General features: G+C 65.2%; 20 protein-coding genes. 11 read left to right on the forward strand and 9 right to left on the reverse strand.

The features are described 5' to 3' along the window. Position 1: 1 nt before the first annotated feature. Both R0V12_RS08495 and R0V12_RS08500 read right to left on the reverse strand, forming a co-directional pair. Positions 2–292: a LiaF domain-containing protein gene (locus R0V12_RS08495; RefSeq protein WP_320073019.1), complete on the reverse strand. Its 291-nt coding sequence runs from the start codon at positions 290–292 to the stop codon at positions 2–4. After that, the gene (locus R0V12_RS08500) at positions 193–1047 is read right to left on the reverse strand and encodes a PspC domain-containing protein (RefSeq protein WP_320072468.1); all 855 of its coding nucleotides are present in this window, start codon (positions 1045–1047) and stop codon (positions 193–195) included. Before R0V12_RS08500 ends, R0V12_RS08495 begins: the two co-directional genes overlap by 100 nt. A gap of 111 nt (positions 1048–1158) precedes the next feature. Between R0V12_RS08500 and R0V12_RS08505 the strand changes: the two genes are divergently transcribed. Next, a complete protein-coding gene (locus R0V12_RS08505) occupies positions 1159–2286 on the forward strand; it encodes an ATP-binding protein (RefSeq protein WP_284804120.1) in 1128 nt (375 codons plus the stop codon). Continuing rightward, a complete protein-coding gene (locus R0V12_RS08510; RefSeq protein ID WP_284804123.1) occupies positions 2283–2906 on the forward strand; it encodes a LuxR C-terminal-related transcriptional regulator in 624 nt (207 codons plus the stop codon). The genes R0V12_RS08505 and R0V12_RS08510 overlap by 4 nt, the downstream gene beginning before the upstream one ends. Here R0V12_RS08510 and R0V12_RS08515 read toward each other — a convergent pair. Further along, positions 2903–4798 carry an FAD/NAD(P)-binding protein gene (locus R0V12_RS08515; RefSeq protein ID WP_311475168.1) on the reverse strand — a complete coding sequence of 632 codons (1896 nt, stop codon included), beginning with the start codon at positions 4796–4798 and terminating at the stop codon, positions 2903–2905. The genes R0V12_RS08510 and R0V12_RS08515 overlap by 4 nt on opposite strands. 109 nt (positions 4799–4907) lie before the next feature. On the opposite strand from R0V12_RS08515, the gene R0V12_RS08520 reads away from it, so the two are divergent. The 5 genes from R0V12_RS08520 to R0V12_RS08540 are packed head-to-tail and all read left to right on the forward strand — an operon-like array spanning position 4908 to position 11176. Further along, positions 4908–6563: a TIGR04028 family ABC transporter substrate-binding protein gene (locus tag R0V12_RS08520; RefSeq protein WP_255366137.1), complete on the forward strand. Its 1656-nt coding sequence runs from the start codon at positions 4908–4910 to the stop codon at positions 6561–6563. Beyond that, complete coding sequence (locus R0V12_RS08525) at positions 6548–7561, forward strand: ABC transporter permease (RefSeq protein ID WP_288792492.1); 1014 nt, start codon at positions 6548–6550, stop codon at positions 7559–7561. Before R0V12_RS08520 ends, R0V12_RS08525 begins: the two co-directional genes overlap by 16 nt. Before the next feature lie 5 nt (positions 7562–7566). Next, complete coding sequence (locus tag R0V12_RS08530; protein WP_288792490.1) at positions 7567–8367, forward strand: ABC transporter permease; 801 nt, start codon at positions 7567–7569, stop codon at positions 8365–8367. Positions 8368–8370: 3 nt separating this feature from the next. Then, a complete protein-coding gene (locus tag R0V12_RS08535; protein ID WP_288792489.1) occupies positions 8371–9981 on the forward strand; it encodes a dipeptide ABC transporter ATP-binding protein in 1611 nt (536 codons plus the stop codon). Continuing rightward, complete coding sequence (locus tag R0V12_RS08540) at positions 9974–11176, forward strand: CMD domain protein (protein ID WP_320072469.1); 1203 nt, start codon at positions 9974–9976, stop codon at positions 11174–11176. Before R0V12_RS08535 ends, R0V12_RS08540 begins: the two co-directional genes overlap by 8 nt. 18 nt (positions 11177–11194) lie before the next feature. On the opposite strand, the gene R0V12_RS08545 is transcribed toward R0V12_RS08540, so the two are convergent. Beyond that, entirely contained in the window at positions 11195–11638 is a 444-nt protein-coding gene (locus R0V12_RS08545; protein WP_320072470.1) for a hypothetical protein, read from the reverse strand. Between the two features lie 106 nt (positions 11639–11744). On the opposite strand from R0V12_RS08545, the gene R0V12_RS08550 reads away from it, so the two are divergent. Then, on the forward strand, positions 11745–12458 hold the full coding sequence (locus R0V12_RS08550) for a hypothetical protein (protein WP_284804131.1): 714 nt from the start codon (positions 11745–11747) through the stop codon (positions 12456–12458). Beyond that, positions 12455–13999, forward strand: a complete 1545-nt coding sequence (locus R0V12_RS08555) for a Y-family DNA polymerase (protein ID WP_320072471.1) — start codon at positions 12455–12457, stop codon at positions 13997–13999. The genes R0V12_RS08550 and R0V12_RS08555 overlap by 4 nt, the downstream gene beginning before the upstream one ends. Before the next feature lie 3 nt (positions 14000–14002). Here the strand turns inward: R0V12_RS08555 and R0V12_RS08560 are convergent, their stop codons facing one another. Beyond that, positions 14003–14596 (reverse strand): AMIN-like domain-containing (lipo)protein, encoded by a 594-nt coding sequence (locus tag R0V12_RS08560; protein ID WP_288792480.1) that lies wholly within the window; start codon positions 14594–14596, stop codon positions 14003–14005. 143 nt (positions 14597–14739) lie between these two features. On the opposite strand from R0V12_RS08560, the gene R0V12_RS08565 reads away from it, so the two are divergent. After that, positions 14740–15645: a sucrase ferredoxin gene (locus R0V12_RS08565; protein ID WP_320072472.1), complete on the forward strand. Its 906-nt coding sequence runs from the start codon at positions 14740–14742 to the stop codon at positions 15643–15645. Here R0V12_RS08565 and R0V12_RS08570 read toward each other — a convergent pair. Genes R0V12_RS08570 through R0V12_RS08585 form a run of 4 tightly spaced genes read right to left on the reverse strand, consistent with a single transcriptional unit; the run spans position 15642 to position 19074 of the window. After that, entirely contained in the window at positions 15642–16430 is a 789-nt protein-coding gene (locus tag R0V12_RS08570; protein ID WP_083433182.1) for an HAD family hydrolase, read from the reverse strand. The genes R0V12_RS08565 and R0V12_RS08570 overlap by 4 nt on opposite strands. Positions 16431–16459: 29 nt before the next feature. Beyond that, positions 16460–17152 carry a methionine ABC transporter permease gene (locus R0V12_RS08575; RefSeq protein ID WP_070975850.1) on the reverse strand — a complete coding sequence of 231 codons (693 nt, stop codon included), beginning with the start codon at positions 17150–17152 and terminating at the stop codon, positions 16460–16462. After that, positions 17149–18180 carry a methionine ABC transporter ATP-binding protein gene (locus R0V12_RS08580; RefSeq protein ID WP_070363017.1) on the reverse strand — a complete coding sequence of 344 codons (1032 nt, stop codon included), beginning with the start codon at positions 18178–18180 and terminating at the stop codon, positions 17149–17151. The genes R0V12_RS08575 and R0V12_RS08580 overlap by 4 nt, the downstream gene beginning before the upstream one ends. A gap of 3 nt (positions 18181–18183) precedes the next feature. Continuing rightward, complete coding sequence (locus tag R0V12_RS08585; RefSeq protein ID WP_256000544.1) at positions 18184–19074, reverse strand: MetQ/NlpA family ABC transporter substrate-binding protein; 891 nt, start codon at positions 19072–19074, stop codon at positions 18184–18186. A gap of 144 nt (positions 19075–19218) precedes the next feature. Between R0V12_RS08585 and R0V12_RS08590 the strand changes: the two genes are divergently transcribed. Next, positions 19219–22356: an error-prone DNA polymerase gene (locus tag R0V12_RS08590; protein WP_413774853.1), complete on the forward strand. Its 3138-nt coding sequence runs from the start codon at positions 19219–19221 to the stop codon at positions 22354–22356. The last annotated feature ends 9 nt before the right edge of the window (positions 22357–22365 follow it).

Below are 22365 nucleotides of genomic sequence, written 5' to 3' on the forward strand. Positions count from 1 at the left end.
CTTAATCGGCAAAGTACGCGGACACGGACCCGACGCGCTGCTTCACGTTGATCGTGAGTAGCTCGCCGTCCTTGTCCGCGTTTTGCTTGCCTTGGGGGCATGTGGTTTCGCCGATGGTGGCTTCGCAGTGGACGTCGACCGGCACGTTGTTGGGCAGAATGATCTCGATTTCGCCGACGCCGTTGGCAATGTTCACGGTCTTCGGTTCGTCGAGAGGCGCGAGACTCGACAGGTCGAGGTGGGTCTCGCCGATGAGGTTGTTGAGATGGGGATCGAAGCCGCGTCCTCGAATGAGAGGTGCATTTCGCCGATGCGGCTGCCCACGTTGCTCTCGAATCGGGGGCCCGCAATACCGGTGATAAACAGGGCGCAGACGAGGATGACAGCCAGGGGCAGCCATAGCCAAAGGCGTTTCTTTTTCTTCGGCTGTTCCGGCGCTGGCTCGGTTGGCTCGGGCAGGTGCCACAGCCCGGGCGCTGCGCCGAGTGGGTCCCACGCGGGTGGCGTGCCGGGGTGTTCGTAGCCCTCGGGCACGGTGAGGTGTGAGGTGTCCACGGTGGGGCCTTCGCTTGTCGACGCCTCCTCGGGGTTCATTACCAGCAGTCCTGCCGGCGGCTCCGGCTGGCGCTGGTGGGCGAGGTACCAGCCGAGCGCGAACAACACGAACGTAACGAGCACCCCGTTGACATCGCCTGCCGCTGAGACAGATGGGAAGAAGATCACCAACCCGATGAGTAGCCACCAGCCGGTGCTGCGGTCCTTCTTCTCTGGCTCGGTGAGTTGTTCTTTCGGCGTGATAATTGAGTTCCACGGGCTGCGGGTCATGCCGAAGCGTGGCATGTTGATCCAGCACAGTAGGTAGAGGAAAAGTCCGCCGCCAAATACGAGTGCAAGTGCTACGAAGATGACGCGAACAAGCGTCGGGTCGACTTGGTAGCGGGCGCCGATGCCTTCACAGACGCCAGCGATGACAGCCTTACCGCCCTGGTCTTCTGGGATGCGGGGCGGGCGGGTCTCCCACATGCGCTTCAGTGTGTTGGTTTCCATGCCTCCATTGTCGCGTGGTGGGCCCGTGGGCGGTATCGGGAATGACCCTGATTTTTGATTTCAGGGTTTACCCTGATGTGACCGAGGCGCCGCCCGTGTCATGATGAGTGCATGTCTGCGTTGTATCCCCGGCTGACCCGGGACCGTTCACGCCGCGTGATCGCGGGTGTGGCCTCTGGAATTGCTGGCCACTTCGGGGTGGACGTGAAATGGGTGCGGCTGTTCTTTGTCGTCGCAAGTTTCACTGGCGGGATTGGCGTGTTGTTGTACACGGGCTTGTGGATGTTCGCACCGGTTGCAGAGAGTACCGAGCCCCGGCAGCGTCCTGGAGCGCTGGATGTTTTCCTTGTGCTGGTGGGGTTTGCGGGTGCGCTGATGTCCTTGCAGAGCTCCTCGGGCGTTGGATCGGCTGTGCTGTTCGTGGTTGGCGTGCTCATAGTGGGTGCGATTATCGCGTTGCAGGCCTACGACCGTGGTATGGCCTCATGGAAGAATCTTGCGGCGCTGGCGCTGGGTGCGCTGCTCGTGATGAGTGGGGTGCTGGCACTCGCGCTCATGGGGGAAAGCAGCGGGGTCGCCGGTGTGGTTGTCTCTGTGCTGGTGACGGTGCTGGGGGTGGCGGTGCTGGTGGTGCCGCTGATTACGAAGTTGGCGAACTCGCTTGTCGCGGAGCGTGAGCAGAAGGCGGTGGCGGACCAGCGCGCGGAGATCGCTTCCCGCTTGCATGATTCGGTGCTGCAGACCTTGGCGCTGATTCAGCGCCAGGCTGGTGATCCGGACGAGGTGGTTCGGCTTGCCCGTGGCCAGGAGCGTGAGCTTCGCGCCTGGCTTTTCGACGACACCGTGTCCAACCACACCACCACCTTCGCCGCGTTGCAGAAGGCTGCTGGCGAGGTGGAGGACGCGTACGGTGTGGTGATCGCGCCGGTCACGGTGGGAGACGACATTCCTTTCGACGAGCGCGCCGAGGCGGTCGTGCTCGCAGCTCGAGAGGCGATGGTCAACGCGGCCAAGCACGCCGGTGTGGACACCGTTGATGTTTACGCGGAGCACCTTGCTGGCAGGCTCACCGTGTTCGTGAGGGATCGCGGCAAGGGCTTCGACCCTGAGGCAGTGCCGACGGACCGCCACGGGTTGCGGGACTCCATCGTGGGCCGCGTGGAGCGCGTTGGGGGAGAGGTGCACGTGGTGGCGTCGGAAAGCAGTGGCACCGAGATTGAACTAGCGTTGGACCTATGACTCGCGTGTTTCTAGTGGATGACCACTCCGTGTTCCGCGCTGGGGTGAAGGCAGAGCTGCAGGAAGCGGTGGACATCGTCGGTGAGGCCGGGACGGTCGCCGAGGCGGTGCGAGGGATCGAGCAGACACAGCCCGACGTCGTGCTTCTCGACGTCCACATGCCCGACGGCGGCGGCCTCGCCGTGCTGAAGCGGGCTCCGGGCCCTGCGTACTTGGTGCTCAGCGTGTCCGATGCCGCCGAGGACGTCATCGCCCTGATCCGCGCGGGCGCCCGCGGGTACGTGACCAAGAACATCGCGGGCGCGGAGCTCGCGGAGGCCATCGAGCGGGTACGCGGCGGGGACGCGTACTTCTCACCGCGCCTGGCGGGGTTCGTGCTTGACGCGTTTGCGAGCGGGCCGGTCGTCGAGGAGGACGACCCGGCGGTGGACTCGCTGACGCGGCGCGAGCTCGAGGTGCTGCGGCTGCTGGCGCGCGGCTACACGTATAAGGAGATCGCGCAGCGCCTGTTTATTTCGGTGAAGACGGTGGAGACGCACGCGTCAAATATTTTGCGCAAGACGCAGACCTCGAACCGCCACCAGTTGACCCGGTGGGCGGTTGCGCGCGACCTGGGTTAGCGTACGCCCGCCCGCCGCAGCAGCGATTGGGCGGTGGTGTCCGTTTCCTGCAGCATGCGCGGGTCGGTGCCGGGCATTGGGGAGATGGTGGTGTCGGCCCATTGCTTGCCGGTGGGGATGCCCGCGATGTGCAGGCGCGGGTCCAGGGTGCCGTCGGGGTGGACGGTGCGGCGGGTGTCCGCGTCGGTTTCGGGGGAGCCGGTGGGCGTGCCGAAAGGCGCGAACGGGCGGATGCGCTCGCTTTCCAGCAGCGACGCGGTGAGTGGGTCGGCTGCGCGGGTGATGTTGGGGGACGGCAGGAAGGCGTCCGCGAGGGTATCCGCGGTGACGGTGCGCTCGGCGCTGGTGGCGGTGAACGTGGTGCCCGACTGCGTGACGGTTGGGGCTGGGCCGAGCAAGGTGACCAGGCCGGCGTCGATGAGCGCGAGGAGCTCGCGGGAGCGGAACAGCGGAGGACCGGAGCCGACCATCTGGCCGAACGCCATGTAGTCGGAGAGCGCGCCGCGCTGATCCTCCGGGGTACCACGGCCGTTCTCGACGGCGATGGCGGTCGGTTTGCGGCCTGCGGAGATCACCCACAGGGCGGACTTGATGGGGGAGTCGTGGGCGGCGACGGCCTCGGCGATGTCGCGGGCCAGGGCGTCGGCGATGACGCAGTTCAGGCTCTCGGCGTCGAGGCCGTCGCACCCGGCCAGGGGGTCGATCCAGTAGGAGATGTCGAAGGGCTCGGTGGTGGCGTCGGCAAGGGCGTCGTTGAGCGCGCGGGTGCAGGGCAGGAGGCTGGTGCGGGTGGCGGCGCCGGCGAGTGGTGCGGCGTCGATGCGCGCGATGATGTCCGCAAGCGGGATCCGCAGGGCGTCGGGGCGTACGCGTGCGAGGGTGGTGTAGTAGGTGGCGTAGGAGTCGCGGATGAGTGCGGGCCAGAGCTGCTCGCCGAAGCTGAGTGTTGTGGCGTCGCTGTGCTGCTCGATCGCGGCGCGCAGCCGCGAGAGGTCCGCCTTTGGCGGCAGCGAGTGGTACTCGGATTTCGGCAGGTAAGGGTAGCCGCGGCCAGAGGTAACCACGAGGTGTGGTTCGGCGCCGCTGGGCTCGTAGCGTAGCCCGGAGCGGGTGTCGGCGGGCACGAAGCGGCCGCCGCGGTTGATGGTGCTCAGCGCCATGAGGTCGAAAAAGCCCATGCCAAGGCCGCGCACGATTGCGGTTTCGCCAGCAACCAGCGTATCGACGTCCTGTTCCACCGGGTTGCCCGGCTGAATCCAGTGCCCGCGGAAGGCCACCGGGTGCTCGGGGACGACCCAGCCGGTGGCGAGCACGGTGGCGTCGGCGTGGACGGTGGTGCCGTCCCCAAGCGTGATGGCGTCGTGGCCGTTTTGGGCGGTGATGCGCTGCGCGCGGGAGCGGTGGTTGGTGACGGTCACGTGCTCGGGGAGCTGCGCCAGCGCGACCGTGAGGACCCAGTGGAGGTACTCGCCGTACAGCGCGCGGGATGGGTTGGACTCCGGGCGGGTGGCAGCCAGCTCCGCGCCGAAGTCCGCGGTGACGTGGTCGGGGGTTGGGTGGGCGTCGAACAGTGATTGCTTGGTGGCGGACACGGCGTCGCGCTCGCCGCGCAGGAGCTGGATCCACTCGTACATGGTGGGGCCCTCGAGTACGGGGGCGGTGACGGTCGCGCCGGGCTCGGTGAAGAGGGTGACGGCGCCGGCCAGCGTGTTCATGCACAGCGTGTGGGTCTGTGCGGTGTCCCAGACGCGCCCGGCGCCGTGCTGGGCGTCGTCGATGAGGTGGATTGTCAGCGGCTTGGTGGAATTAGATTCGTTGAGCGTGGCGGCGACGCGTTCGATGATGGAAATGCCGCGTGGACCTGCGCCGACGATGGCGATTGCTGGCTGCACTGTGTGTTCCTTCCTGTTGCGACAGTGACCGTTTAGACTGCTTAGTCTAGACGCATGAGACCGCTCCGTCTAATCTGTGTTAGCGTTATCGCTCATCGAAGGGAGAACAGTGAAGCACACACGTCGAACGCAGGCCGGAGCGCTGCTTGCGGCTACCACGCTACTCGGGTTATGCACCGCATGTGCAGGACAAACAGAGCAAAGCGGGGACATGCAGGCAATCACGTACCTGGAGCCGAACTGGTTTACCTCGCTGTATCCGCCTGCGGCCGGGTTCTACCCGAATGGTGGCGTCGTGAATCAAATAACAGACAGACTGCTCTATCAGGACCCGGAGACGCTTGAGCTGCACCCGTGGATCGCCACGAAGCTACCGGAGATCAGCGAGGACGCGACGGTATACACGTTCGACATCCGCACCGACGTCACCTACTCCGACGGCTCGCCGCTGACCGCGGAGAACGTCGTGGCCAACTTCGACCTCTACGGCAAAGGCGACAAGGAGCGGCTGCTTAACGCCTCCGAGCAGATCTCGAACTATGACTACGGCGAAGTCATCGACGAAGACACGGTGCGCTTCCACTTCACCGCCCCATCGCCGGGGTTCGCCCAGGCGGTCTCCGTGTACAACGCCGGGCTGCTTTCCGACGCCACCCTGGCGCTCGACAACGAATCCTTCGGCCCGGGCAGCGCCCACAACGTCATCGGCTCCGGCCCGTTCGTCATCGCCGGTGAGGAGCTGGGCACCTCCATTGAGCTGCGGGCGCGCGAGGACTACGACTGGGCACCGCCCATCCTCGAGCACCAGGGCCGCGCCCGGCTGGACAGCGTGACGTACCGGCTCGCCGCCGAAGAAGCGATGCGCACCGGCGCGGTCCTATCCGGGCAGGCGGACATCGTGCGCGACGTGACTGCGTCGGCCGAGCGCCACCTCCAAGACCGCGGCGTGCAGATCGTCTCCCGCGGCACGAACGCGATGAACAACCAGATCGCGATGCGCCCGCAGCACCCGTACCTGCAGGACATCCGGGTGCGCCGCGCGATCACGCACAGCGTGGACCGCGAAGAGCTGCTGCGCATCCTGTTCTCTGATTCCTACCCGCTGGCGACCTCGAGCGTGGCCGCCACGGGCTTGGGCTACAAAAACCAGGGCGACGCCTATACGTACGACCCGGAGCTTGCCCGGCAGCTCCTCGATGAGGCCGGGTGGGTCGTGGGCAACGACGGCATCCGCGTCAAGGACGGGGAACGCCTGCACCTGACCGTCAACTACGCGCAGACCCAGCCGCGCGCCCGCGAAGTGATGACGATGGTGCAGTCCAACCTGCGCGACATCGGCATTGAGCTCTCCGTGCTCTCCGGCGACCGTTCGACGCAAAACGTGGCGTCGAAGGACCCGAACAAGGTGCAGCTCTACCACACGATGGTCGGCCGGGCGGACTACGACGCCATCGAGTCGCACTACGCGGTCGGGCGCCGAGACTCCTTCATTAACCAGGATGAAAACGACAACGTGATCGACCAGCACCTCGAAGACCTGCTGCAGACCGTGGTCTCCACACCCGACGACGCCGGCCGGGCCCGCGCAGTGGAAGCCGTCCAAGATTACGTCACTGAGCAGGCCTACACGCTGCCGCTGTTCGAAGAACCACAGGTATACGCCGTCAGCCCACGTCTGTGCGGGTTCGGCGTGGAAGCCGTTGCACGCCCTGCGCTCTATAGCGCCTACCTCCAGGAAGGGGATACGCCATGCCGTACATCGTAAAGCGGGTAGGCCAAGCACTGATCGTGATGCTGCTGACCTACACTCTCGCATTCTTTCTGCTTTCGGCTCTGCCATCCGACGGTGTCATGGCCCGCTACGCTGACCCGGCACTGGGACTCAGCCAGGCTGAGATTGAGGCGATCCGTTCGGAGATGGGCGTCGATAAGCCGTTGCTTACGCAGTACGTGGCGACGCTGACGGGTCTGTTCACCGGCAGTCTCGGCTACTCCGTGCGCACTGGTACGCCGGTGGGCCAGCTCATCGCCGACGCCCTGCCGCATACGCTGGCGTTGGCCGCGACCTCGGTCGGGCTCGCGATCATCGTGGCACTCATCACCGCATTCGTCGCGACGCTGCCCGGCGCCGGGCGCATCGGCGCGCTGTTTCGCGCGGTGCCCTCCCTGATGGTGTCGCTGCCAGGGTTCTGGATCGCGATCGTGCTGCTGCAGCTCGTGTCCTTCGAGCTCGGCTGGATCAACGTGATTGCGCCGGGCCCGCTCGAGGGGCTCGTGCTGCCGACGCTCACGCTGTCCGTCCCGATGGCGGCCCCGCTCGCACAGGTGCTGATCCGCTCCATCGACGAGGTGCAGCGCAGCCCATTCGTGCAGGTGGCGCGTGCGCGCGGCGCGAGCGAGACCCGCATCTTCTGGTCCGATGTGCTGCGAAACGCGCTGCTGCCGGCGCTGACCATGGCGGGCCTGCTCTTCGGCGAGCTCGTCGGCGGTGCTGTGGTGACGGAAACCGTCTTCGGGCGCACGGGGTTGGGCTCCATGGTGGTCACCGCCGTGTCGAACCGCGACACGCCGGTGCTGCTGGGCGTAGTCCTCATCGCCGCGGTGGCGTACGTGACCATCAACCTCATCATTGACCTGCTCTACCCGGTGCTTGACGTGCGGCTGCGCACCGCCGGCGGACCGTTTGCCGCAACACCGAAGCAGTACGCCAGCCAGTCCGCCGACGCCATCGACGTGCGGGCAATCGAAACGGGACGGGAGTAGCAACCATGCGAACGACGAATTGGAAACAACCGGGAACGGTTCTCGCACTGCTCGTGCTGCTGCTTGCGTGCGCGTGGGCCCTGCTGCCGGGCATATTTGCCACGCACGACCCATACAAGGGCGTCGACGTAGCCCTTGCAGCGCCGAGCGCGGAGCACTTCTTCGGCACCGACGCCGTGGGGCGCGACGTGTACTCGCGCGTGGTCTACGGCGCGCGCCAGTCGCTGCTCGGCGCGGTGATCGCGGTGGCGGTCGGGCTGGTGTTCGGCACGCTGATTGGCCTGGTGGCGGGCGCGCTGCGAGGCAAAGTCGACACCGTACTGATGCGGATCGTGGACGTCCTGCTCGCTATCCCAGGCATCCTGCTGTCTCTGTCCATCATCATCGTGCTGGGCTTCGGCTCACTACAGGCGGCCTTCGCTGTCGGCATGACCACGGTGGCGACGTTCGCCCGCCTCGCCCGTTCACAGGTGATGCAGGTTGCAGGCACCGACTACGTTGAGGCCGCCTACGGCTCTGGAGCGACGAAGTCCCAGGTGCTGGTGCGCCACATCCTGCCGAACTCGCTCACCCCGGTCATCGCGCTGGCGGCCCTGCAGTTCGGCACGGCGATCCTGCAGCTGTCCATCCTCGGGTTCCTCGGCTACGGTGCCCCGCCGCCGATCCCGGAGTGGGGCCTCATCATCGCCGAAGGCCGCGACTTCATGGCCACCGCCTGGTGGATCATCGTCCTGCCCGGCGTGGCGATCATCGCCACCGTCATGAGCGCGAACCACCTGTCCCAACTCATTCGTACGGAGGCCTAACCCATGCAACCCCTGCAACCTTTACTTGAAGTACGTGGCCTGACCGTCGCGTACGGCAATCAGCCGCCATCGGCGCAAGACGTGTCCTTTTCCGTCGCGCCTGGCAAACTCACCGCGATCGTGGGGGAGTCCGGCTCTGGCAAGACGACCTCGGTGATGGCGACTCTGGGACTCCTCGGCGGATCCGCGCGGGTGCTGGACGGCGCAGTCTATTTCCAAGGCAAGGACATCACGCAGTTGTCTCCGCGGCAGTGGCGTCAGCTGCGCGGTGCGAAGATTGGCTTGGTGCCGCAGGACCCGAACAATTCGCTCAACCCGCTCAAGCCCGTCGGGGCCTCGATCGAGGAGGCGATGGCGGTCCACGGTATTGGCACAGCCGCCTCCCGTCGCGCACGCGCGCTGGAGCTCATGGAGGCCGTCGGCATCGACGACCCGCAGCGCCGCCACGGCCAGTACCCGCACGAGCTCTCGGGCGGGATGAAGCAGCGCGTGCTCATCGCAGCAGCCATCGCGCCCGAGCCGCAGGTACTGATCGCCGACGAGCCGACGTCCGCCCTGGATGTGACCGTGCAGGAAAAGGTGCTGGACGTGCTCGACGAGATGCGTGAGCGCCTCAACCTCGGCATCGTGCTGATCACGCACGACTTGGCGGTGGCGGGTGACCGTGCCGACGACGTGGTGATTATGCAGCGCGGCGTCGTCGTGGAGGAAGGCCCCGCCGCGGAGGTGCTCGCCGACCCGCAAGAGGAGTATTCACAGCGCCTGCTTGCCGACGCCCCTTCGCTCGCCGTCGCGAACGCCTACCACCGGCCAGCGCCGGACGGCGACGTGCTGGTGCGCGTGGATCACCTGCGCCAGGAGTATGGGGACTTCGTGGCCGTCAATGACGTCTCCTTCGAAGTGAAGCGAGGGTCCACGCACGCGATTGTGGGCGAATCCGGCTCCGGGAAGACCACGACTGGGCGGGCAATCTCCCTGTTCCGGGATCCGACGAGCGGCAGCGTCACCATCGGCGGCAACGTCGTGACCGGCGTCGACGACGCCACCCGCCGGAAGCTGCGCTCCACGGTGCAGCTGGTGCACCAGAACCCGTTTTCTTCCCTGAACCCTAAAATGACGGTGGAGGCCATCGTGGCCGAGCCGGTTCGGAACCTGACGGGGGCGTCGAAACGCGAGGCGCGCGCGAAGGCGCACGAGGTGCTGGCGCGCGTGGCGCTGGACCCGCAGCAGTTCGCGCGGCGCACCCCGTCGCAGCTTTCCGGCGGGCAGCGCCAGCGTGTCGCCATTGCGCGTGCGCTCGTGGTGGAGCCGGAGCTCGTCGTGTTCGATGAGGCGGTTTCCGCGCTCGACGTGACGGTGCAGGCGCAGATCCTCCGGCTGCTGGAAGACCTGCAGCAAGAGCTGGGCCTGACCTATATCTTTATTTCCCACGATTTGGCGGTGGTGCGCCAGGTTTCGGACACGGTCAGCGTGCTCAGCCGTGGTACCCAGGTGGAGTACGGCCCGACGGACGACGTCTTCCAGTGGCCGCGCCACGAAGTGACAAAGAACCTGATCCATGCAATCCCGGGCGCGCGCTTCCGCGCCCGGCAGTTAGGAGAATTTAGTGTCTAACATCATCGATACGCTTGCCGACGCCTCTCCGGAACTCGCGCGCCTTCGCAGGCGCCGCCCGGAAGCAGTCGAGAACGCAGAGCTCACGTTTACGGCCCTCTTCGAGCCTGACGACGAGGGCGACGTGCCACTGGCCTGGCGCTATGGTGTCGCCGCGTTCGTGGCCGGGCTCACCGGGCTGACAACTGCGAGCGCGTTCTACCGGGAGTTGCTCGAGGACCTCGAAGACCAAGCCCCCGGCCTCGCCGAGGCCGTCGACGCCGCTATTGCGCGCGGTGCATCCGAGGGGCCGTACTGGCACGGCGACTTCGTCCTGTTCGGTGACGTCATTGGGGAGGCGTCGGAGCAGTTCGCCGCCGCCCTGGACTTCGCACACCTGCTGGTTGTCCACCCGAAGGATTCCACCGCCGCAGCGATTGGGCACCTGCAGTCCGCCGGGTGGAGCGACAACGGCATCGTGACGTTGGGGCAGCTCATCGCGTTCGTGGCGTTCCAGTTGCGTGTCGTGCACGGCGTGCGGGTGCTCGGCGAGGTTGACGCTGGTGGGGCGCAGCGGGCGTCGATTAGCGGGCGCGCGCACGGCGTGGCTGACCCCGGCTGGGAGCCCGGGCCGCGCACCCTGCTGCCCGAAGTTGTGGCGCCGACGAAGTTCGTCGAGCACTCCCTGGGCTGGCGCGCGTGGGTGCCCAGCCTGGACAAGTCCGAGTTCACCGACGAGCACCGCGACGCGCTGCTTAAGCCCGAGCGCATCGACATGGAGTACTTCCGGCTGCTCGCGCGCGACCCGGCGGTGCTCAAGGCGCGCACCCTGACTGACCTGGACATTTTCTACAACACCGACGGTGGACTGGGCCGTGCCGAGCGTGAACTCGCCGCGACCGTGGTCTCCCGACTCAACGGGTGCGAGTACTGTGCCTCCGTGCACCAGGGGCGCGCGAAGCAGGAAGGCGGCGACGCCGAGGCGAATCTCGCGGCTCCTTGCCGAAGGCGTGACCGCGGACCTGGGCACCCCGCTGTGGAACGCGCTGCGCGACGCCGCCGTGGCGCTCACGCACACCCCGATCGCGTTCTCGCAACAGCACGTCGAAGCCCTCCGCGAGGTCGGCTGCGGCGAGCTCGAGATCCTCGACCTGATCAACTCGGCGGCGTTCTTCAACTGGGCCAACCGCCTCATGCTCAGCCTGGGTGCGGCTGATGTGCCGAAGCGCTACCGCTAGCGCTTCTGGGTGGGCGCTGCAGGGGCTGCGGGCGCGTATGCGAGGCGTCGCGTGCCGTCGACGTGCGGCATGAGCACCCACGCCACCACAAACAACCCACCCGCAAGCAGTGCCAGCCCCCAGCCGGGCAGCGGCGCGATCAGCGGGCTCAGCATGAGCGCCAGCCACCACAGCATCAGCGGCACCACCATGCTGAGCAACGGCACCTGCGAGACGTTGCGGCTGCGCGCAAACTCGGCCATGGCCTTGCGGTACGGGTGTGCCCGGGTGGTGGCGCGGGCGACGAGCACCGCGGCGAGAGCAACGCCAACTTTCACGGCTGCGGGTAGCGGTGCCGCCATCACGCTTATCGACGCCGCTACGCACCCCGCCGCCACCGCCCGCACAACGGGCGGCGTGGGAATTGGGGTGACGCGGTTGCGGAAGTCTGCGTAATACATAGGGCAGAGCGTACCGCATAGGGGCCTGCCTTGTGGCGCTACTATTCGAAATAGTGTTCGACCTTTACTGTTGCCCGTGTCAGGGGCGCGTTGCATACTTACATGCATGAATGGAACACCTATTCGCTTGCGTGAGTTCGCCTCGGACGATGGCGGACAGCTCAGCAAAGCTGAGCAGATTGCGCAACTCCGAGCACAATTAGCCGAGCTCGACGGTGGTGCCGTGCAGGAGCAGATCGGGGGCGAAGGTGTTGTTCCGCTGTCTGCAGAGTTGGCGCGCGTGCTCCCGAACGGGGGTTTGCCAAGACGGCAAGTCACGCAGGTGAGCGATACGCCGTCGCTTATCGTAGAGATCCTGCGGCAGGTCACGGAAGCCGGAGGATACGCGGCCGTGGTGGGGTGGCCGGAGTTGTCCTACGCAGAGCTCTCGGAGCAAGCGCTGCGCAGAACCGTAGCGGTTCCGGAACCGGGGATGGACGCCATGCACGCCGCAGGGGTGCTCGCCGAGGGGCTAGACGTGGTGGTGCTACACACCCGAAGCGAAATCCAGTACACGCCCGCTCAGGCACGCCCACTGCTTGCCCGCGTGCGCGCCGGGGAGGCGGCGATGCTGTGTGTGAACGCGACGGTGCCTTCGCCTGCATTGCGCATGAGCGCGGACATCGCTAGCTTCCACGGCATCGGGCGCGGTCGTGGGCGCATCGCAGGCATTGACCTGGAGGTGTCCGCGCACGCGAAAGGCTGGAAGCGGCCACCGGCACTGCTGACGCTTGGGGCCGCGACGGGCGGTGTCACGCACCTGAAGGCGGTGCCCTCATGAGGGTTGCGGCGCTCTGGTTCCCGGATTGGCCCGTGCAAGCAGCCAAGCTCGAAGCCGAGGACACGCTGGAGGAACCGATCGCGATCGCGGTGCAGCACCGCATCAAGGTGTGTTCGCAGGAGGCGCGGCGCGCCGGGGTCCGTCGCGGGATGCGGGTGCGCAACGCGCAGGCCGTCGCGCCTGAGCTGACGGTGGTGGAGGACAACCCGGAGCGCGACAGCCGCACGTTCAGCGCGCTCGCGGGATCCCTGGATGACGTGGCGGCCTCCGTGGAAGTGCTGCGCCCTGGCCTGGTGGTTGCGGACCTCGCCGCGGCGGCGAAGTTCCACGGCGATGAAGATACGGCGCTTGAGATGCTTCTCGACGCCGCCGCACGCCACGGCATCGACGTCATGGCAGGGGCGGCGGACGAGATCGCCACGGCCGTGATCGCCACCCGGAGCTCGCACGTGGTTGCAGCGGGGGAGTCGGCGCAGTTCCTTGCAGTACAGCCGCTTCGGGTGCTCACCGCCGAGACAGCACTCGGCGCGGACCCGGAAACGGTCCGTACCCTGGGCCAGCTGGGCATCCAGACGCTGGGGCAGCTCGCGCAACTGCCGGCCTCTGCCGTGATGACTCGCTTCGGGGTCGCAGGCATCCACCTCCACCGGATCGCCAGCGCGGCCCCAGACCGGCGCGTCGCCCCGGAGCTACCCGTGGAGGACTTCGCCGTCGAGATGACGCCGGAGGAACCGATTGAGCGCGTCGACGCCGCCGCGTTCGCCGCCCGGGCGCTCGCGGCTACGCTGCACCAGCGCCTCAAGGGGGCCGGGGTGCACTGCCTCCGGCTGAAAATCTCCGCCGAGCTTGTCGACGCCACCCGGGTCGAGCGCGTGTGGCGCACCCGGGAAGCACTGACAGAGGCTGGCACCGCCGACCGGGTGCGCTGGCAGCTCGACGGCTGGCTCACCAACGGTGGCGCAGGGCCGATCGCCTCGCTCATGCTGGAACCACTTGAGCTTGCGCAGCCCGACATGGTGGGGGAGCTGTGGTCCGACGGGGCGTCGGACGAGGGGACGCGGCGCGTGATCGAGCGGGTGCAGTCCCAGCTCGGAATGGAGGCGGTGCTGCAGCCGGTCGCGGTTGGAGGTCGCGGCGTGGCCGAGCGTATTCAGCTGGTGCCCTATGGGGAGGTGCCGCCGCAGGGTCGCGGGGTGTTCGTCGGCGCCGTTCCGTCACCACTTCCAGCCCGGCTCGGCGGTGGGATCGAACACCCGTCATCGCGGGTGCAGCTGCTGGACAGCGCCGACCAGCCGATACTGCTCAACGCCGAAGTCCTGCTCAGCGGCCAGCCGACAACGCTAGTGTGGGGCAAGCGCTGCTACGACATCACCGCGTGGGCAGGGCCTTGGCCCGTTGACGAAGAGTGGTGGGGTGCTCACCCTTTGAAACTTGCGCGCCTGCAGGTACTCGGGCATGACACGGTGTCGATGGCGGGGCAGCGCGGGTGGTTGTTGGTGTGGCACCGGCAGCGATGGAGCGTCGAGGCGCTCTACCACTAGGTGTTAGGACTGCACGATGTCGACGACCAGGCGCAGCGGGTGCTCCAGAATCTGCACCGAATACGGCAGGTCAGAGCGCAGCCCTACGACCACGCGGCTGCGACCCTCGTAGGTGCCGGCGTTGACGACGTCGATAATGTTGCCGGTCTCTGCCGGGGTATCCACCTTGATTTGGTCCGCGTCCAGGCCAAGTTCGTAGGGGTAGACGGTGCCGTCGATGTTGATATTGAGGAACGCGTTGCCGGTCACCTTCAGCGGTTTGCCGGTGATCTCCTGCATCGGGGTGGAGGTGTAATCCACGAACCAGCCCGGCTCGCCCTCGCCCACGAGGTCCACGACAACGCGGTCGAACCCCTCGTGGGTGCCCACACGCACGCCAGTCACGGCGAGCTGAGCAGGCGCGGAAGGCCGCTGAGTCTTCGGGCTCGCGTTCGCGGTACCGAGCGGGCGCAGCTGCGTCGTTGATGGCGCAGCATGCATCGAGCCGACGCGGGTCGCGGCCTGGTCCTGAGCAGGAGAAGACACGCACCCGGCGAGCACGGCGCCAGCAATGCAGGGCGCCAGCGCCGCAACGGCGAACTTCGGTAAGGGAAACACGCAAATTACCGTAGCCAGAACGAATCTCGAAGAGCAAAGCAGAACGGCAAAAAATCAAAAAGGTTATCAAAATGTTAACTGCCCGACTCGGCCCGGTTTAGGTATGCCTAATCAATCGGGAAATTTTCGCTACAGTAGGTGACATGACTACAGCCCATGCACGCACACTCTGCTCCGATACGGACAGTGAGCCGCTGCCGGGTACCGCGAAACCCGGCTCGACCTACGTTTTGTTTGAGTGGCCACACAAGTGGAGCCACGACGTACTCGACGGCGACACCTTCGGGGACGAACTGACCGAAAAGTTGAAAGCGCACATGCAGCGCTACAACGCCACCTTGCTGCTTATCCGCCACCCAACGAGGGAAGGCCGCCAGATTGAAGATCACCACGTCTACCTGGTCTTCGCCGACCAGGCAGCAACCGAGGTGCTGCACGTCGATGGGCCTGAGGCGATCCTGGATCTCGACCTGTCAGGCCCAGGGCAAAACAGCGCCAAGTCGCGTACGAAGCCACTCGTCCTGGTCTGTACCCACGCGAAGCGCAACATGTGCTGCGCCATCAAGGGCCGTCCCATCGTCAACGAGCTCGTAGAGAAGTACCCGTTTGGGCATGGCAACGATGTGGTGTGGGAAACCTCGCACATCAAGGGGCACCGTTTCGCCGCCACGATGCTGCTCATGCCGTGGGCGTACAGTTTTGGCCGGATGAACCTCGAGGCTACTGAGGCCATGCTTGAAGCTGCGATGCGCGGCGAGTACTTCGTGCCGGGCAACCGCGGCCGCGGCACCTTCAGCCCGGTAGGCCAGGTGGCGGAAGTGGACGTCGCAACGCAGCTCGCCACCCGAGGGGACAAGGTGCGCTACGGCCAGCTCGAAGTCACCGCCGAGCGTATCGACGGCCCCTCCGCCCACGTCACCGTCACCGACACCGCGACCGACACTGCCTACGAGGTGACGTTGGAACAGCGCGACGTTGATGCCGTGATGGCATCATGCGGGAAGGACCCGAAGCCCGGCAAGAGCTGGGTCGCAGTCGGGCGCTCCTAGATGTAGCTGGGCAGCACGTCAGCGACCCTGTTGATCACGTGGTCGGTGCGCTGCTGCACCTCGGCGGGCGAGTGGTGGAAGCTGTGCGAGTGATCTGCGATCTCGTGCATGGACAGGTCATTCCACGAGTCGCCGAAGGTGTACAGCTCGATGTCTTCGCGTGGGACGTCGAGGAGCTGCAACAGGTCCTGGATGCCCGCGCCCTTCGTGCGACCGGGCGCCATGATGTCGATGAAGTCCTGGTTCTGCGCCACCGATACATGCGGCAGCGCGCGCGTCCACTCGTAGACTTCCGCGCGAAGCGCTTCGTTGCCTGGGATCCACAAGGGGACGACGGCGAACTCGTGGTGGGGAATGTCGGCCGTGGTCATCCTGTCGAAGTTGACGGTAAAGCTACTGCGAGCCTGGGTGTTGTTGCTGAACTCACCATCGACGTGGCCGATCGTGGTGCCGAACACCGCCACCCCATCCGTGTCAGCGAAGTGCGTGACCACCTGTTCGACGATCTCCGGGTCTACAAGGTGCGAGTAGAGCAGGCGCTCGTTATCGCCGGTGGTTGCGGAGCCGCCGTTGGAGAGCACCTGGTAGTCGAAGCGGATGGGGCAGTGGCGCATTCCGAACTCGAGCGCGGTGCGCGAGCGTCCGGTGGCAGAAATGGCGATGTGGTCGGCGTCGCGCCAGGCCTGGATCGCGGCCATGTCGGCCGGGTCGAAGCCGTGCTCGCCCGTGTCAGTGTCCGTGGAATGATGAAGGGTGCCATCAAAATCAAACGCTGCGATTTTCATGGCACCCATCCTAACCAACTGGTCACACCTTAGCGGCGCATCACCTTCTTGGACAGCCAGTTGCCCAAGAACTGCGCCAGCTGCACGATGACGACGATGACGATCACAGCCGCCCACGTCACCTGCGGTTCGAACTGGCGGTAGCCGTACACGATGGCGAAGTCACCGAGGCCGCCACCGCCGATGTAGCCTGCCATCGCGGACATATCGATCACCGCGATGAAGATGAACGTGTAGCCGAGGATCAGCGGACCGAGCGCCTCGGGGAGGATCACGGTGCGGATGATCGTCCACGGTCCTGCGCCCATCGAACGTGCGGCCTCAATCATGCCGGGATCGATGGATACCAGGTTCTGCTCGACAATACGGGCCACGGTAAAGGTCGCGGAGAAACACATCACAAACGTAGCTGCGCCCCGGCCAATCGTGGTGCCCACCACCGACAGGGTGATGGGGTAGAGCATCGCGATCATGATGATGAACGGGATCGGCCGGAAGAAGTTCACGGCGAAGTTAATCACCCAGTACACGACGTTGTTCTGCAGGATGCCACCCGGGCGGGTGGTGTACAAGAACACGCCGAGGATCAGGCCACAGATACCACCGACGAGCAGGGTGATGCCCACCATCCAAAGGGTATCGCCGATGGCGTCTACGAACGTGGGGCCGAGCCGGTCCCAGTTCGGCTGCGCCAGAATGAATTCGTTGACAGCACTGTTCATCGACGTATCTCCTGAATATCCGTGGTGCCCTGCAGCGTGTGCAGGAACTCGTTAATCGCTGCATCGTCGCCGTTGAGGCGGACCGTCATCTTGCCGAAGGAGTGCTCCTGCAGGGTCGTAATACCCGCGTGCACCGGCTGAATCGACACGCCGCGTTGGCGCGCCTTCTCCGCCGCACCGAAGAATCCCGAGTGTTCGGTCAGGTCGACGGTGAAGAGGCGCCCAGGCGCCGCGTTCAGCAACTCGAGCTCCTCGTGCTTGTCTGGGGTGTTGCGAAGCGACGTCGATACGAAGCGCTGCGCGACCTTCGTTTTCGGGTCCGAGAACACCTCGTAGACGGAGCCATACTCGACGACCTTGCCGGCCTCCATTACGGCGACCTTGTCCGCAATCGCGCGGATCACGTCCATCTCGTGGGTAATCACCACGATCGTGATGCCGAGCTCCGCGTTGACGCGGCGCAGTAGCTCGAGCACCTCGTGGGTGGTCTCGGGGTCGAGGGCGGAGGTGGCTTCGTCGGCAAGCAAGAGCGAGGGATTCGTGGCGAGCGCACGAGCGATGCCCACGCGCTGCTTCTGACCACCCGAAAGTTGCTCGGGGTAGTTCTTGCCACGATCCGACAGGCCGACGAACTCGAGGAGCTCCTCGACGCGCGCCCGGCGCTCCTGCTTGCCCAAACCGGCAAGCTGCAGCGGGTACTCAATGTTGCCCGCCGCAGTTCGGGAAGAGAACAGGTTGAACTGCTGGAAAATCATCCCAACGTTTCGGCGCACTTCCCGCAGGCGCTTTTCGCTCTTGCCGACGATATTGGTGCCGTCGAGGAGGAGTTCGCCGCTGGTAGGCATGTCGAGCCCGTTGATCAGCCGCACCAGCGTGGACTTGCCAGCGCCGGAGTAGCCGATCACTCCAAGGATCTCACCAGGCTCGACCGTCAGCGACACATTGTCGACGGCCACAACCTCGCGCCCACCCGTTGTAAAGACTTTCGATACGTCCCGGAACTCAACCCGGGTGCCGGTTTTCGTCACGGATTACTTCTCCTGAAGGCGTGCGAGGATAGCGTTTGCGTCATCACGGGAGCGCTCAACAGCGACCGCGGTGCCGCGGGAATCCTCCTGGACGGCAGCTGCGACCTCTGGGGAGTTCCACAGCTCTGCGAGGCGGTTGTAGGTCGGGTTGTCCAGGTCCTCAGCGCGTGCAGCGAAGACGTTGATGTATGGCTCGCCCTGCTCGGAAGCCGGGTCATCCTGGAAGATAGCCTGCTTTGGCTCAATGCCAGCGCGCTCCAGCCAGGAGTTGTTGATGATGGCCGGGCGGCCTTCCTTGTACGCGGAAGTCGTCTGGGAAGCGTCGACCGGAACGACCTTCACCTTCGACGCTGCCTCGTCGATATCTGCTGGGGACGGTGCCAGTTCATCAGCGCCGTCCTTCAGCGTGACCAAGTCAGCCTGGACGAGGACGTTGATTGCACGGCCCTGGTTCGAGTCATCGTTCGGGATAGCAACCTCGGTGCCTTCGATGCCGTCGAGGGAATCGTGATCCTTCCAGAACAGCGCCAGCGGGTAGATCTCCGTGGTGGACAGCACCTTCAGGTCGTTGCCGGAAGCCTCGTTGTAGGTGGCGAGGTAGAGGATGTGCTGGAACTTGTTCAGGTCAATCTCGCCCTGGGCAAGCGCCTCGTTGACTGGTGCGTAGTCAGAGAACTGCACGATGTCGAGGGTGATGCCGTTGTCTGCCGCGAGGTCCTCGAAGACGGACCATGCCTTCTGGTCAGCGTCGGTGGTACCAATCTTGACGACGGTGTCCTCGCCGCCACCGGCAGCGTCGGTGGTCTTCTCGGCAGAGTCGTTGGAGCAAGCTACCAGGCTGGTAGCGGCGAGGGCTGAAGCTGCGATGGTTGCAATCACACGGTTGAGGCGCATGATGTCTCCTTTATGTTTTTCGTTGGGGAATCATTGATGGTTTGAAAACTTAGCATCTATTGGACCGCTTAGTCTATCCCTGGCTGCAAACGTTGAATATAAATCCACTTGCGCGAGCATTCGAACATGTTTACACTATCGAACATGCGATTCAATGGGGGTGCTCCACTGACATGGTCAAAGCTGGAGCGGATACTGTCTGGGAACGACGTCGGTCCTGTCGTTCCGGTAGATCACCTCACCTTTGCTGGTGAAGCGGAGGGTGAGGGGGTCGGTGGGCGGCGCGGTGGGGTGCCATTCGCCGAGTTGCACGCGGTGTCGTCCTATAGCTTCCTTGGCGGGGCGAGCGAGCCTGAACAGCTGGTCGCGCGCGCTCGGTCGCTCGGTCTTTCGGCGCTTGGCCTGTGTGATCGTGACGGTTTCTACGGTGCAGTGAAGTTTGCGGAAGCTGCTGCTGCGGCCGGGATGCCCACGGTGTTTGGTGCAGAGCTGACGCTGAAAGAGGGGGTGCTGCCCGTCCTGGCCCGTGGTGCGGAAGGGTACCGGAGGTTATCGCATCTGATGTCGCGCGCACACATGGAGGGTAGGCAAAAAGGCGAGCTCTCGTACCCGCCGATGTGGGAAATCGGGGAGTGGCTTGATGGCTCCTGCTTAGCGCTTGGCGGGTGGGAGTGGACCCCGCTATTCGATAAATTGAGCGAGAGCTTCGGGGTGGAAAATGTGGTGAGGGAGTACGTGGTCTCACTCATGCCGGATGACGCCGATCATCACCAACAATTAGACCGCTTCGTTCATCTTCCCGCCATAGTGAGTACCCGGCCTGCCGCTGCGACGCGCCGACACGCGCGCCTCGCTGCAGCGAAACATGCGCTTGGCCAGCGCCGCGCGCTGCGGCAAGACGTTGCTGACCTGCACCCCATGGGGGCGCACTGGCTGCGCAGCGGGCAGCAGCTCGCCCGGCTGCTGCCGGGATGTGAGCCGATGCTGGCCACCACCGTGGAGCTTGCCGAACAGTGCGCGTTTACGCTCGACCTTGTCGCGCCAAACCTACCGGACTACGACACTCCTGCTGGCCACAATGAGATGAGCTATCTGAAGGAGTTGACCTACGCGAGTGCGCAGGTGCGGTACGCGACGCGCCCGGAAAACATCCGTGATCAGGCGATGAAGCAGATTGCTTACGAACTCAGCGTGATTGAGGAGCTCCAATTCCCCGGCTACTTCTTAATCGTGTACGACCTGGTCGACTTTTGTCGGCGCAGCAATATCCTGTGCCAAGGCCGTGGGTCGGCGGCGAACTCAGCGGTCTGCTTTGCTCTCGGGATCACGAACGCCGAGCCGATCAGCGCTGGCCTTCTTTTTGAGCGTTTCCTGTCGCCGGACCGCGATGGCCCACCGGATATCGATATTGATATTGAGTCCGGCAGGCGCGAAGAAGTAATCCAGTACGTTTACCGGCGCTACGGCCGCGAGCGTGCCGCGCAGGTGGCGAACGTGATTACGTACCGGAGGAAGGGTGCTGTTCGTGACGCTTCCCGGGCGCTCGGGTACCCACAAGGTGCTGCGGATGCCTGGTCAAAAGGACTCAGCGACCCGCCGGAGCAGGTATGTACGTTGGCGGAGGAGTTCATTGGCCAGCCACGCCACCTCGGGATCCACTCGGGCGGGATGGTGATCTGCGACCGGCCGATCGCGGACGTCGTTCCCATCGAGTGGGCGCGCAAGGAACAGCGCTCTGTGGTGCAGTGGGACAAAGACGATTGCGCTTCGGCGGGGTTGGTGAAGTTTGACCTGCTCGGGCTCGGCATGCTGGAGGCCCTGCATCACATGGTGGACCTCGTACGCGATACAACGGGCACCGAGGTGCACCTGTGGGAGCTCGACCTCGCCGACACCAACGTCTACGACATGCTGTGCCGCGCGGACGCCGTCGGGGTATTCCAGGTGGAGTCGCGCGCGCAACTTTCCACGCTGCCACGGCTGAAACCACAGCGCTTCTTTGACCTCGTGGTAGAGGTGGCCCTCATTCGCCCAGGCCCAATTCAAGGCGGATCCGTTCACCCATATCTACGGCGCCGCGATGGCCTCGAGCCCGTTATCTACGACCACCCGGTGCTGGAAAAGTCCCTCGGGAAGACGCTGGGTATTCCGTTGTTCCAGGAGCAGCTCATGCAGATCGCCGTCGACGCCGCAGGATTCAGCGGCCGGGAGGCCGACGCGCTGCGCCGCGCGATGGGTTCGAAGCGTTCTCCAGCAAAAATGGCGGCGCTCAAAGCCCGGTTCTTCGAGGGCTGCAACACCACGAACGGGATCGGGGCGGACGTCGCGGAAAAGCTCTGGAACAAGATCGTCGCGTTTGCCGCCTACGGATTTCCGGAGTCGCACTCGCAATCGTTTGCGTCGCTTGTGTACTTCTCCGCGTGGATGAAGTACTACTACCCGGCCCAGTTCTGCGTCGGCCTGCTGCGGGCACAGCCGATGGGCTTCTACTCGCCCCAGTCCCTGATTCAAGACGCCCGCCGCCACGGCATCACGGTGTTGCCGGTGAGCGTGAACGGATCCGGCGTACAGGCGCGCTGTATAGATAATGACACAATTCGGATCGGGCTGAATTTGGTGAAGGGGGTCGGGGAGAAGGCTGCGGCCAGGATCGAGAAGGCCGCGCCGTTCACGGACATCGCGGACCTGGCGCGTCGGGCGGAGCTGACCGTGGAGCACGTCGAGGCGCTCGCCAAGGCGGGTGCGCTGGACTGCTTCGGAGGGGAGCGTCGACAAGCAGTGTGGGCTGCGGGCATCGCAGCAACAGAGCGCGACGGCATGCTGCCTGGGCTTTCAGGTATCGACGCCCCAGCGCTGCCCGGGATGACCGCGTTCGAGCTGCTCGCGGCCGATGTTGCCGCCACGGGCGTTACCCCCGACACGCAGCCGATGCAGCTGCTGCGCGAACACTTGCAACGGGAGGGGATTCTCCGAGCGGTCGACCTTCGTAGCGTGGAAGACGGTACCCGCGTCCGCGTCGCAGGCGTGGTCACGCACAGGCAGCGGCCGCAGACGGCATCAGGCCTGACGTTTCTGGGGATGGAGGACGAAACCGGGCTGCTGAACATCATGGTGTCGCCGGGGCTGTGGAAGCGACAGCGCGTAGTGGCGCGCACAGCGCACGCGCTGGTGGTGCGCGGGATTGTCCAAAATGCGTCAGGTGCGGTCAGCGTCGTGGCGGACCGTCTGGAGCAAATCGATGTCGGCCAGTGGCTCTCGCGTGGTTCACGTGATTTTCGGTGAAGTCGCTAG

The sequence above is a fragment of the Corynebacterium sp. UMB2355A genome (assembly GCF_033877495.1).
Lineage (GTDB): Bacteria > Actinomycetota > Actinomycetes > Mycobacteriales > Mycobacteriaceae > Corynebacterium > Corynebacterium pseudogenitalium.